At 71.4% G+C, this 13,107-nt stretch carries 9 protein-coding genes; 4 read left to right on the forward strand and 5 right to left on the reverse strand.

What is annotated here, in order from left to right; translation table 11 throughout:
- The first annotated feature begins 7 nt into the window (after positions 1-7).
- The 3 genes from ACZ592_RS27515 to ACZ592_RS27525 all read left to right on the forward strand — a co-directional run bounded on the left by ACZ592_RS27515 (position 8) and on the right by ACZ592_RS27525 (position 3,915).
- The gene (locus tag ACZ592_RS27515; protein WP_471584315.1) at positions 8-472 is read left to right on the forward strand and encodes an NUDIX hydrolase; all 465 of its coding nucleotides are present in this window, start codon (positions 8-10) and stop codon (positions 470-472) included.
- Positions 473-729: 257 nt separating this feature from the next.
- Positions 730-2,559, forward strand: a complete 1,830-nt coding sequence (locus tag ACZ592_RS27520; RefSeq protein ID WP_471584316.1) for a TIGR03767 family metallophosphoesterase — start codon at positions 730-732, stop codon at positions 2,557-2,559.
- Positions 2,560-2,760: 201 nt separating this feature from the next.
- Positions 2,761-3,915, forward strand: a complete 1,155-nt coding sequence (locus ACZ592_RS27525; protein WP_471584317.1) for a serine hydrolase domain-containing protein — start codon at positions 2,761-2,763, stop codon at positions 3,913-3,915.
- Positions 3,916-4,040: 125 nt separating this feature from the next.
- Here the strand turns inward: ACZ592_RS27525 and ACZ592_RS27530 are convergent, their stop codons facing one another.
- Complete coding sequence (locus ACZ592_RS27530; RefSeq protein ID WP_471584318.1) at positions 4,041-5,084, reverse strand: hypothetical protein; 1,044 nt, start codon at positions 5,082-5,084, stop codon at positions 4,041-4,043.
- Positions 5,085-5,392: 308 nt separating this feature from the next.
- Positions 5,393-7,969 (reverse strand): aminopeptidase N, encoded by a 2,577-nt coding sequence (gene pepN / locus ACZ592_RS27535; RefSeq protein WP_471584319.1) that lies wholly within the window; start codon positions 7,967-7,969, stop codon positions 5,393-5,395.
- 144 nt (positions 7,970-8,113) lie between these two features.
- On the opposite strand from pepN, the gene ACZ592_RS27540 reads away from it, so the two are divergent.
- On the forward strand, positions 8,114-8,761 hold the full coding sequence (locus tag ACZ592_RS27540) for a mycothiol-dependent nitroreductase Rv2466c family protein (RefSeq protein ID WP_471584320.1): 648 nt from the start codon (positions 8,114-8,116) through the stop codon (positions 8,759-8,761).
- Between the two features lie 175 nt (positions 8,762-8,936).
- On the opposite strand, the gene ACZ592_RS27545 is transcribed toward ACZ592_RS27540, so the two are convergent.
- From ACZ592_RS27545 to ACZ592_RS27555, 3 genes are all read right to left on the reverse strand, one after another.
- Entirely contained in the window at positions 8,937-9,587 is a 651-nt protein-coding gene (locus ACZ592_RS27545; protein WP_471584321.1) for a superoxide dismutase, read from the reverse strand.
- A 255-nt stretch (positions 9,588-9,842) separates the two neighbouring features.
- Positions 9,843-11,261, reverse strand: a complete 1,419-nt coding sequence (locus ACZ592_RS27550; RefSeq protein ID WP_471584322.1) for an amino acid permease — start codon at positions 11,259-11,261, stop codon at positions 9,843-9,845.
- 192 nt (positions 11,262-11,453) lie between these two features.
- Positions 11,454-12,914: an amino acid permease gene (locus ACZ592_RS27555; RefSeq protein WP_471584323.1), complete on the reverse strand. Its 1,461-nt coding sequence runs from the start codon at positions 12,912-12,914 to the stop codon at positions 11,454-11,456.
- Positions 12,915-13,107: the final 193 nt, after the last annotated feature.

Below are 13,107 nucleotides of genomic sequence, written 5' to 3' on the forward strand. Positions count from 1 at the left end.
CGACGGCGTGCAGAAAGAACTGAGGGTGGCGGCCTACGCCGTATGCGTACGCGACGGGCGGGTGTTGCTGGCCCGCTGGGTCGCGGGCGACGGCAGCAAGCGCTGGACGCTGCCCGGCGGCGGCATGGACCACGGCGAGGACCCCTACGACACCGTGATCCGGGAGGCCGACGAGGAGACCGGATACGTCGTCGAGCCGGTCGTCCTCCTCGGCGTCGACTCGCTGCGCCGCCGCTACCCGCGCCGGCTGGGCGCCGTCGCCGACTTCCACGGGCTGCGGATCGTCTACGAGGGCCGGGTCACCGGCGGCGCCCTGCGCCACGAGACCGGGGGGTCCACGGACCTCGCCGCCTGGCACCCCCTGGAGGCCGTGCCGGACCTCGACCGCGTCGGGCTCGTCGACATCGGACTCGAGCTGTGGCGCACCCGTCCGGCCGACGGCCACGCCGGTGCCACGGGTCCGGTGCGCTGACCCTCCGTTCCGCCTTCCCTTCCCCGGAAGGTGAACGTGGAGTGACCGCTTCCTCTCCGTCCGGAGGAAGGCGCGTGACCGCGCAGGGTACCGACTGATCCACGTACGGTGATCGGCGCTGCCCGTTGCGGTCTCGTTCACGCGCAGGCCATCCCCGCTGCCAACGATCCAGTACGAGCGGGGAGTTCGCCGGCCGCAACCGGGCCCGGGCCCCCCGCGACCACTGCCGTCGCGTTCGCACCCGGGGAGACCGCGCCATGCCGCGCATACGCTCTGTCGCCACCGCAACCGCCTCGGCCGCCACCGGCGCCGTCACCGCGACGGCCCACGCGGCCTCCGCCGTGGCCGGTGCCGCGGCCGGACTCGACCGCCGCGCTTTCCTGGCCGCCACCGGCGCCGTCACCGTCTCCGCGGGGATCGGCTACGCCCTCGGCCCGGGCGCCGGTTCGGGGAACGCGGCGCCCGCGGGGCACGCCACGATCCCGCGCTCCCGCCCCGCCCCCGCCGCCCCCCTCGCGCCCTACGAGCACGGCACCACCCTGCTCACCGTCGCCGCCCCGCGGGGCGCCACCGGCTACCGGCGGCTCGGCGACGGGCCCGCCTGGCCGCGTGTCGTGCGCGGCGACCTCGCGGCGGCGAAGGCGGGCCGCGAGGGGCGGCGCACCGCGCTCGCCGCCTTCGTGCAATTCACCGACCTGCACCTCGTCGACGTACAGCACCCCCTGCGGTACGAGTACCTGCGGGCCCAGACCGCGAGCGCCTGGCGGCCCCACGAGTCCCTGTCGGTGGCCGGCGCGGTCGCCCTGGTCGAGCGGGTCAACGCCCTGCGCGGCGCGCCCGCCACCGGCGCGCCGCTGCACTGCGTCGTGACGACCGGCGACAACACCGACAACAACTCCCGCTCCGAACTGGACTGGTTCCTGAAGGTGATGAGCGGCGGCCGTATCACCCCCAACACCGGCGACCCGCGCCGCTACGAAGGCGTGCAGGCCAGCGGCCTCAACCTGTACTGGCACCCGGACGACGAGCTGCGCGACGCCGACAAACGGCTCGGCTTCCCGCACCTGCACGGCTTCCTCGACGCCGCGATCCGCGAGGTCAACAGCCCCGGCCTCGGCCTGCCCTGGTACTCCACCGTCGGCAACCACGACGCGCTGCCCGGCGGCTGCTGGGCGCCCCGCGACCCGTACTTCACCGAATTCGCCACCGGGGGAAAGAAGTTGATGTCCTTGGACGAGACGCGCGGGGCCGCCCTGTGGAAGGCGGTCAAGAAGGGCCGCGACCCCAAGGGCGCGCACTTCAAGGAGCTGCTCAGGAGCGAGGCGCGCCGCATGCGGTCGGTCACCCCCGACGCGTCGAGGGCGCCCTTCACCCCCGCCGAATACCTCCGCGCGCACCTCGACCCCGCCCACAAGGGCCCCGGCCCCGTCGGTCACGGCTACACCCAGGAGAACCTGGCCGACGCCACCCAGTACTACTCCTTCCGCATCAGCGACGACGTGCTCGGCATCAGCCTGGACAGCACGGACCCCGGCGGCCACTACGAAGGGTCGCTCGGCACCGGCCAACTGCGCTGGCTTGAGCGGGAGCTGGCCGCCAACGAGCGGCGCGACGGCGGGCCGTCCCACGTCGTCGTGTTCAGCCACCACACCAGCAGGACCATGCGCAACCTCCGTGACGACCCGACGCACCCCGGCGAGGCCCGGCACGGCGGCGACGAGATCGTCGCGCTGCTCGGCCGGTACCGCTCCGTGCTCGCCTGGGTGAACGGCCACAGCCACAAGAACGCCATCACCCCGCACCGCACTCCGCACGGCTCGTTCTGGGAGGTCTCCACCGCGTCGCACATCGACTTCCCGCAGCTCGCGCGGGTCGTGGAGCTCACCGACAACCACGACGGCACGATCTCCCTCTTCACCACGCTCATCGAATCCGCCGCCCCGCACCGCACGGACTTCGACGACCTCTCCCAGACCGGCCTGGCCGCGCTCTACCGCGAGCTGTCCTTCAACGCCCCGGGCGCGAAGCCCGCGTTGGGCGGTACGGACGGCGACCGCAACACCGAGCTGGTCCTGCGGAAGGGCTGAGCTCCGCGGAAGACCTGACCCACGGGAGGCCTGACCTGCGGAAGACCTGACCCGCGGAAGACCTGACCCGCGGGAGGCCTGAAATCTGCGGATGGGCCGAAACTCGCTCAACCTCAGGACTCCGCTCAACCCGGCGCCGGGCCCGCGGGTCTCCCCGGCCGCACGACCGTGACGACCGCAGGGGACCGGAGGGACATGAGAATGGCAGTGCTCAGCAGACGGACGGGTGTGGCGGTGGCGTTGGCCGTGACGATGGCGGCGGGCGCGTTCACGGCTCCCGCGTTCGCCGCGCCCCCCGGCAAAGGCGACCGGCACGACGCGACCCGGCGGGCGATGGCCGCCGCCCTGAACGAGGACGCTCCCGGCGTGAGCGTCCAGGCGAAGGACCGCCACGGCCGGTGGAACGCCGCGGCCGGCCTCGGCGACCTGGCGAAGAACACCCCGCGCGGCGCCCACGACCGCTACCGCGTCGGCAGCATCACCAAGACCTTCGTCGCGACGGTCCTCCTCCAGCTGGAGGCCGAGGGCCGCCTCTCCCTGGACGACAAGGTCGGGCGGTGGCTGCCCGGCGTCGTTCAGGGGCACGGCCACGACGGCGACCGGATCGCGGTGCGCCGGCTCCTCAACCACACCAGCGGCATAGCCGACGTGACGGCCGACCCGGAGTTCCGGCAGAAGGTGTTCACCGAGGAGTTCCTCGACCACCGCTACGACGACTGGACCCCGGAACAGCTGGTCGCCATCGCCATGCGCCACAAGCCGGACTTCGAGCCCGGCACCGCCTGGAACTACTCCAACACCAACTACGTGCTGGCCGGCCTGATCATCGAGAAGATCACCGGCAACCCCTACGGCCAGGAGGTCAGGGAGCGGATCATCGAACCGCTCGGCCTGCGTGCCACCACGGTCCCCGGCACCGACCCGACGATGCCGAAGCCCGGCTCCCGGGCGTACAACAAGCTCTCCGACGCCCCCGGCGCCAAGATCCACGACGTCACCGAGCTCAACCCGTCCGTGGCCGGCCCGGCCGGGGAGATGATCTCCGACTCGGCCGACCTGAACCGCTTCTACACGGCCCTGCTGCGCGGCAAGCTCCTGCCCGCGCGGCAGCTCGCCGAGATGAGGACGACCGTTCCCAAGGGTGACGACGCGCCGGGCCAGCGGTACGGACTCGGCCTGGAGCCCATCAGGACGGCCTGCGGCACGGTCGTCTGGGGCCACGGCGGCGACATCCACGGCTCGTCGTCCGCGGCGGTCTCGACCGGGGACGGCCGCCACGCGCTGGCGCTCAACTTCAACGGCCCCGACGGCGACCGGTCCGCGGTGATCGACGCCGAGTTCTGCGGAAAGGGCTGAGGCCCCGCACGCCCAGGGGCGGGACCCGTGATCCTCGTCCGGGCCCCGCCCCTGAGCTCCCCTCCTGCTTCCCTCCTGCTTCCGTCCTGACGGACGGCCGCGCCGGAACCGGCGCGCCGGGCGCGTTATCTGGGCAGCACCACGACGTATGCCGCCGGGTCGCGGTCGGCCGACGCCATCAGCGCGGTCCGTACGACGGTGGCCTGCTGCTCCACGGAGTCCCGCAGCTTCTTCGGCGTGATGTGGACGACGGTGATGCCCATCCGCTCCAAGTGCTCCCGTTTGCGGGCGTACTCCGACCACAGCGCGTCCTCGTCCTGGCGCGGCGCCCGGGTGTCGAGCTCGACCGCCACGGCCTGGTCGGGCCAGTACGCGTCGACGCCGCCGAGGTGCGGTCCGCCCGGCAGGCGCAGGTCGACGTTCCACATCGGGTCGGGCAGCGCGTGCTCGGCGACCATCCGGTACAGCCGGTCCTCGGCGATGGCCCGCCCCTCGGCGAGCAGCGAGTCGACGGCGTCCACGACGTGCGGCCGGGTCAGCAGCCGCGCGGTGTTCAACTCCCTTACGACGGCGGCGGGTTCGCAGTGCCCGCCGCGCACCGCCTCGGTGAGCAGCCGGCGCACGGCACCGGCGTCGGCGAGCTGCGCCACGGCATCGGCGAGGGCGCGGGGCACGGGGGCCACCGGGACGCCCGTGATCTGCTGGGACGTCGGCATCGCCGCGCTGCGCACCAGCCGGGCGAAGCCCACGGAACGCAGGCGGCGGGTGCGGGGCACCAGGACGTCGACGCGGTCCAGGGAGTGCAGCGGGGGAGCGGAGGAGAAGCGGTGCAGGGCGAGCGCGGCGAGCCCGGTGATCATCGCGTCCGCGTACGGGGCGTGCTGCTCGCCCGCGCGGGGCTGGGCGGGGACGGCCCTGGCCTCGCGGGCCGGCGGGCGCCCCGCGTACAGCAGCGCGCCGTGCAGCCGCTCCTCGTCGGTCGGCGGGCCCGGGTGCAACAGGCAGACGCCGGGCAGGAGTTGCTGCCACGGTCCGCCGGGGCGGCAGTGGGCGCCGGCGTCCGCCGCGGAGATGCCGTGCGCGCCGAGCTGGGCGGTGCTCAGGACGCGGCGCTGGGTGCCGGCGAGGTGCTGGAGGGGGAGGGGGGAGAGCGGGGTGTTGTGGTTCATGACTCGGTCGTTCCCGCGCCCGGGTCCTCCGCTAACCGCTGTTACACGCCCGTCGACAAACCCGGACAAGCTCGCCCTAAAGCACGGACGTTCGACTGCCGATGAGCTTCCGCTCCGGGCACCGCCCCTGACCTGCGCCCGGACAGAACGCCACCCCGCGGACCACCCCACCCGGGCGCTTCCGGCCCTCTCCCGACCCGCTCCCGCCCCCCGCGCCTTGACGCACAAGGGGGCGGGCGCCCCACGGCGCCGCTCCGGCAGCCGTGGGGCGCCCGCCCCTCACACGGTTTCAGGCGTCGGGCGTCGGGCTAGACCGCCGCACCGGCGTCGCAGGCCTGCGCCCGCAGCGAGCGCGCCAGGTCGTCCCGAGCCTCCAGGACCAGGCGCCGCAGGGCGGGCGCCGACGACTCGTGCGCGGCGAGCCACTCGTCCGCCACCGAAAGCGTCGCCGCGTCACTCTGCAGGTGCGGGAACAGGCCCTTCACCACGTCCATGCCGATCTGGATGGACCGGTCCGCCCACACCCGCTCGATGGCGGCGAAGTACTTGGAGACGTAGGGCGCCGTCAGCTCCCGCTGCGAGGGCTGCGCGAATCCCGCGATCGTCGCCTCGACCAGCGCGTTCGACAGCGCGTCGGACTCCACCACCGCGGCCCACGCCTGCGCCTTGACCGCCGCCGAGGGCCGCGAGGCCAGGCACCGTACCTGGTGCCGCTTGCCGGACGCCGTGTCGTCCCGGGACAGCTCGGCGGCCAGCTCTTCCTCACCGGCGACGCCGTGCGCGGCCAGCGGGCTCAGGAACGCCCAGCGCAGCTCCTGGTCGACCTCCAGGCCGTCGATCTTGGCGCTGCCTTCGAGGAGGCCCTGAAGGAGCTGGTGGTCGGCGGCCGACGACGACACCGCGGCGAAGAACCGCGCCCACGTCAGCTGGTGCTGGCTGCCCGGCGCCGCGATCCGCAGCTCCCGCAGCGCACCCTCGGCGAGCGTCCGCGCGCCCTCCTCGCGCCACTCGGGCGCCGCGTAGTGCGTCAGGGCGGTGTTCGTCCACGCGTGCAGCATCTGCAGCACGCCGATGTCGCTCTCCAGGCCGGCGAAGCGCAGTACGAGCCCGATGAAGTCGCGCGCGGGCATCAGGCCGTCCCGCGTGAGGCTCCACAGCGCCGCCCAGCACAGCGCGCGGGCCAGCGGGTCGGTGATGTCGCCGAGGTGCTCGCGGAGCGTGGCGAGGGAGTTCTCGTCGAAGCGGATCTTGCAGTACGTCAGGTCGTCGTCGTTGACCAGGATCAGCTCGGGCGCCTCCTCGCCGGCCAGCTCGGCCACGACCGTGCGCGGCCCGTCGACATCGACCTCGGCGCGGGCGTAGCGCTGCAGGTCGCCGCCCGCCGAGCGGCGGTAGAGGCCCACGGCCACGCGGTGCGGCCGCAGTTCGGGGTGGGACTCGGACGCCTCCTGGAGGACGGACAGCTCGGTGATCCGGCCCTCCGCGTTCAGGATGACCTGCGGGGTCAGGGAGTTGACGCCCGCCGTCTGCAGCCAGGACCGGGACCAGGACGACATGTCGCGCCCCGACGTCTCCTCCAGGACCGCGAGCAGGTCGCCGAGGACCGTGTTCCCGTACGCGTGGCGCTTGAAGTAGCGCCGGCCGCCCTCCAGGAACGCTTCCTTGCCCACGTAGGCCACGAGCTGCTTGAGGACCGAGGCGCCCTTGGCGTACGTGATTCCGTCGAAGTTGAGCTTGGCGTCCTCCAGGTCACGGATGTCGGCCGTGATCGGGTGGGTGGAGGGCAGCTGGTCGGCGCGGTAGGCCCACGACTTGCGGTTGTTGGCGAAGGTGATCCAGCCGTTGGTGAAGCGGGTCGCCTCCACCATCGAGAAGGAGCCCATGAAGTCGGCGAAGGACTCCTTGAGCCACAGGTCGTCCCACCAGCGCATGGTGACCAGGTCGCCGAACCACATGTGGGCCATCTCGTGGAGGATGACGTTGGCCCGGCGCTCGTACGACGCCTGGGTCACCTTGCCGCGGAAGACGTACTCCTCGCGGAAGGTCACCATGCCCGGGTTCTCCATCGCCCCGAGGTTGTACTCCGGCACGAACGCCTGGTCGTACTTCCCGAAGGGGTACGGGTAGTCGAAGGTGTCGTGGAAGAAGTCCAGGCCCTGCTTGGTGACGAGGAAGATGTCGTCGGCGTCGAAGTGCGGGGCGAGGCCCTTGCGGCACATCGCGCCGAGCGGGATCTCCAGGCGCGTGCCGTCCGGCAGGACGCGCTCGTAGGAGTCCGTCACGTAGTGATAGGGGCCGGCGACGACCGCCGTGATGTACGTCGAGATGGGCTTCGTCTCGGCGAACTTCCAGACGCCGTCGCTCAGCTCGCCCACGCCGTTGGACCACGCGGTCCACCCCTCGGGCGCACGCACCGAGAAGCGGTAGGGAGCCTTCAGGTCGGGCTGCTCGAAGTTGGCGAAGACGCGGCGGGAGTCCGCGGGCTCGTACTGCGTGTAGAGGTAGACCTCGCCGTCCTCCGGGTCGACGAAGCGGTGCATGCCCTCGCCGGTGCGGCTGTAGGCGCACTGGGCGTCCACCACCAGCTCGTTCTCCTCGGCGAGGTCCTCCAGGGAGATGCGGGTGCCGTCGAAGACCTCGGAGGGGTCCAGGTCCTTGCCGTTGAGCGAGACGGCCGTGACGCCCGGCGCGACCAGGTCCGCGAAGGTCGCGGCGCCCGGCTCGGCGCTGCGGAAGCGGATCGTGGTGACCGAGCGGAACGTGCGCGGCTCCTGACCGCTCGCGCCGACCGCCGACCGCAGGTCGAGGAAGACCTCGTAGCCGTCGACGGAGAGCAGCGCGGCCCTCTCGCGGGCCTCGTCGCGGGACAGATTCTCACCGGGCACGGGCGGCACTCCCTTGTGACTCACATGACTCGTACGAATGTCTACGATCCTCGCATGTGCCCCGTGCGGCCGACATCCGGGAATGCCCCGGTGCGTCACCGATGTTTCCCCGGCTGGATGCGAACGGATTCCCTAGGGAGAAACATGTCCGAGAACGGCAGCAAGACCCCCGTCGACTTCTGGTTCGACCCGCTGTGCCCCTGGGCGTGGATGACGTCGCGCTGGATGCTCGAAGTGGAGAAGGTCCGCGACATCGAGGTCCGCTGGCACGTGATGAGCCTCGGCGTGCTGAACGAGGACAAGCTCGACCAGCTCCCGGAGGCGTACCGCGAGAACATGCTCCCCGGCGGCAAGTCCTGGGGACCGGTCCGGGTCGCCATCGCCGCGCAGGAGCTGCACGGGGAGGAGATCCTCGGCAAGCTCTACACCGCGCTCGGCACGCGCATCCACAACCGCGGCCAGGGCGTGAGCGACGAGAGCATCGCCGGTGCCCTCGAAGAGGTGGGTCTGCCGGCCGACCTCATCGAGTACGCGCGCAAGGACACCTACGACACGGAGCTGCGCGCCTCCCACAAGGAGGGCATCGACAAGGTCGGCCAGGAGGTCGGCACGCCCGTCATCGCGGTCCCCGGCGCCGACGGCGAGCAGGTCGCCTTCTTCGGCCCCGTCGTGACCCCGGCCCCCAAGGGCGAGGCCGCCGCGAAGCTCTGGGACGGCACGCTGCTCGTGGCGTCGACGCCGGGCTTCTACGAGATCAAGCGCACGCGTACGCAGGGCCCGGTCTTCGACTGACCGCGCCCGGCGCATCGCTGTCGCCCGACCGCGCCGCGCACCGAAAGGCCCCCGTGAGTCACGTCCTCACGGGGGCCTTTCCTCTGTCCGCCCGCCTCGGCGAAAGTTGAGAAGACGATCACGAGGCAGGACGTTCTTCAGTGGTGCACGCGCGTGTGCGCGCGGGCGGGACGCCTCAGGGGGCGAGCAGCAGGCTGTTGACCCGCTCCTTCGCGGCCGCGTAACGCTTGGCCACGTCCTGCCAGTTGACGACCTCCCACATGGCCTCGATGAAGTCGACCTTCTGGTTCTTGTACTGCAGGTAGAAGGCGTGCTCCCAGGCGTCGAAGACCAGGATCGGCGTCGAGCCCTGGCCGACGTTGCCCTGGTGGTCGTAGACCTGCTCGACGATGAGGCGGTTGCTGAGCGGCTCGTAGGCGAGCACGCCCCAGCCGGAGCCCTGCGTCGTCGCCGAGGCCTTCGTCAGCTGCGCCTTGAACTTGGCGAAGGAGCCGAAGGACTCGGTGATCGCGTCCGCGAGGTCACCGACACCGTCGGCGGCCAGCGGCTCGCCGCCGCCCCCGTCCTTCGGGCTGTTCATGTTGTGCCAGTAAATGCTGTGCAGGATGTGCCCGGAGAGGTGGAAGGCCAGGTTCTTCTCCAGGCCGTTGATGGCGCCCCACGTCTCCTTGTCGCGCGCCTCCTCCAGCTGCTCAAGGGTGTCGTTCGCGCCCTTCACGTACGCCGCGTGGTGCTTGTCGTGGTGCAGCTCGATGATCTGCGGGTTGATGACAGGTTCGAGCGCCGCGTAGTCGTACGGAAGTTCAGGAAGCGTGTAAATGGCCATGAGTCCGAGCCCTCCGACTGCTGCTCTGCTGTGGTGCGCTGTTGTGTATCTCAAGTTATTGCAAGTCTCTCGCAACTGCAGGCTAGCAGCAGGTGGCCCGCGAAGTTGATCAGCCCTTCGTCCTAGGTCCGCACGGGAATACCGGAGGAAGGTCCGGACGCACGGAAGAAGCCCCGGACCGATCGGTCCGGGGCTTCTTCCGTGGAGTGCCGTGAAGTGGCGTGGGTGCCGTGGAGTGCCGTGGCGTCAGGGCGCCTAGGCGGTCGCGCGCCGCTCCGCCGTCTTCTGGCGCACGATGCCGATCACGGCGAGCACCAGCGTCAGCGCGCCGGTCGCCAGCAGCTGCTTGCGCGTGTCGGGCTGGTCGGTCATCAGGTAGAACACGTAGGCCATCGCGGCCAGCGCCACCCAGGTGAGGACGGGGAACGCCCACATCTTCACGACCAGCTTCTCCGGCGACTCGCGCTCGGTGCGGCGGCGCAGGATCAGCTGCGAGACGGCGATGAAGATCCAGACGACCAGGATCATCGCGCCGATCATGTTGAGCAGCCAGGGGAAGACCTCGTCGGGGCTCCAGTAGCTGAGCAGCACGCAGACGAAGCCGAAGACCGAGGAGGCGAGGACCGCGTAGCGCGGGACGCCGCCCGAGATTTTGCCGAGCGCGCGGGGGCCCTGGCCGCGCTCGATCAGGGAGTACGACATGCGCGACGCGCCGTAGATGTTGGCGTTCATCGCGGAGAGCAGGGCGATCAGGACGATGACGTTCATGATCTCGCCGGCGCCGGGGATGCCCAGGTGGTCGAGCGTGGCGACGTAGGGGCCCTTGGCGACGACCTCCTTGTCGTCCCACGGCAGCAGCGTGACGACGACGAGCATCGAGCCGACGTAGAAGACCGCGATGCGCCACATCGCGGTGCGCACGGCCTTGGCGACGCTCTGGACCGGCTTCTCGGACTCGGCGGCGGCGATGGTGACGGTCTCCAGACCGCCGTACGCGAAGACGGAGGCGAGCAGGCCGATGATCAGGCCGTCCGTGCCGTTCGGCATGAACCCGCCCTCGCCGGTCAGGTTCGCGGTGCCGGGGGCCGAGACGTCCGACCCGGGCAGGATGCCGAGGATCGCGAGGACCCCGATGCCGAGGAAGAGCGTGATGGCGCCGACCTTGAGGGCGGCGAACCAGAACTCGAACTCGCCGAAGTTCTTCACGGCCGTCAGGTTCGCCCCGCAGAACGTGAGCATGAAGAGGGCGACCCACATCCACTTCTGGGTGTCGGGGAACCAGCCCACCATGATCTCCGCGGCGCCGATGCCCTCCAGGCCGACGGCGACGCAGAGCAGGAACCAGAAGCCCCAGCCCGCGGTGAAGCCCGCCCAGGGGCCGATGGCCCGCTCGGCGTGGACCGAGAAGGAGCCCGACGCCGGGTTCGCGGCCGACATCTCGCCCAGCATGCGCATCACGAGCATGACGAGCGCGCCGGACACCGCGTAGGCGAGGACGATCGAGGGTCCGGCGGCGGCGATGCCCGCTCCGGAGCCGACGAAGAGGCCCGCGCCGATCACGCCGCCGAGCGCGATCATGGAGAGATGCCGCTGCTTGAGGCCGTGCACGAGCGGGGAGTCGGCCTTGGGGGCCTCGTCGGGTGCTGCGTCCTGGGGGGTGGACGTCCGAGACATGGGCGTGCCCTGTTCAGTAGCCGAGACGGGGGAGCGAGCGGCCCACAGTCTGAAGTCCGGCACCGCTGACAGGGAACACTTGACCGCTATACGGACACGACGCTCACACGTTGTGAAGGCACACGCACGTCATGTTCATGCACTGTTCACACGCGCCCCACGGGCTGCCGCACAGGTGCCCCGTGCGCTGCTTCACGCGTCCCCCGCACCCTGCTCGCCGCGCGCCCCGCACCACTCCCGCACCCCCGCGATCGCCAGGACGAGCCCCGTCGCCCCCGCCGACCACAGCAGCTGAGGACGCGCCCCGTCGTCCGTCAGCATCAGGCCGAGCACCGCGGCCATCGCGGCCAGCGCCGCCCACGTCAGATACGGGAAGGCCCACATCCGCAGCACGAGCCGCTCCGGGGCCTCGCGCTCGATGCGCCGGCGCAGCCGCAGCTGCGAGAGGGCGATCAGCGCCCAGACGAAGAGGAGCACCGCGCCGACGGAGTTGAGCATGTAGAGGAAGACGGTGTCCGGCCACTTCAGATTGAGGACGACGGACACGAACCCGAAGGCGACGGAGGCGAGGACCGCGCGGCGCGGCACCCCGCCGCCGGACACCTTCAGGAGCGCCTTGGGCGCCTCGCCGCGCTCGGCCAGCGAGAAGACCATCCGGGACGAGCCGTACAGGTTGGCGTTGAGCGCCGAGAGCAGCGCCACGAACACCACGATGTTCATGATCGTCCCGGCCGACGGCACCCCGATCGAGTCGAGGACCGTGACGTACGGGCTGACCCCGGCCTTCTGCGCCGTCCACGGCAGCACCGTCACGATGACCAGCATCGACCCGACGTAGAAGAAGAGGATGCGGTAGACCGCGCTGCGCACCGCGCGGGCGACCGAGCGCACCGGGTCGTCGGACTCGGCGGCCGCGATCGTCACGACCTCCAGACCGCCGAACGCGAAGACGACGGCGAGGACGCCCGAGACGACGCCCTCCCAGCCGTTCGGCAGGAAACCGCCGTGTCCGGTGAGGTTGGTGAGGCCCACGGGGTCGGTGTCCGGGAGCAGCCCGAAGACCGCGAGCAGACCGAGTACCAGGAACGCGACGATCGCGAAGACCTTCAGCGTCGCGAACCAGAACTCGAACTCGCCGAAGTTCTTCACCGAGGCGAGGTTGGCGGCGGTGAAGACCAGCATGAAGATCAGCACCCAGGCCCACTGCGGCACGGCGGGCGCCCACCCGTTCGCGATCTGTGCGGCGCCGGTCGCCTCCACGGCGAGCACGACCACCAGCAGGAACCAGTAGAGCCAGCCGACGCTGAACCCGGCCCAGCGGCCCAGCGCCCGCTCGGCGTGCACGGAGAACGAGCCCGACGCGGGCATCGCGGCCGACATCTCGCCGAGCATCCGCATCACGCACATCGCGAGCGCGCCCGCGATCAGGTACGAGACGACGATGCCGGGACCCGCCACGGAGATCCCGGCCCCCGACCCCACGAAGAGCCCCGCGCCGATGACCCCGCCGAGGCCCAGCATGGTGAGGTGGCGCTGCTTGAGCCCGCCCCCGAGCGGCTCCGGCGCCACTCCCGTCCCACGCGCCCCGCCGTCCGAGGGGCGGGCGCCACCCCCGGTGCCGGGTGCCGATTCGTCGGGGGGTGCGTCGTGCATGGCGTTCAGGCTGCTCTCGGGGGTCACAAGACTTTGGTGGGACTCCACAGTCTCCCCGGGTGGCGGGCCCTCGCGCAAAACGGGACAGCCACCCGCCGACCTCCGTGACGAGCATCACCCCGCCCGAGGTGTACCCGCTCTCCTTTGTACGGAGCCCACCAAGGCCCCGCCTCCGCCTTGTCGCCCGGAGACC

The organism is Streptomyces sp. NPDC040622, from assembly GCF_055593965.1.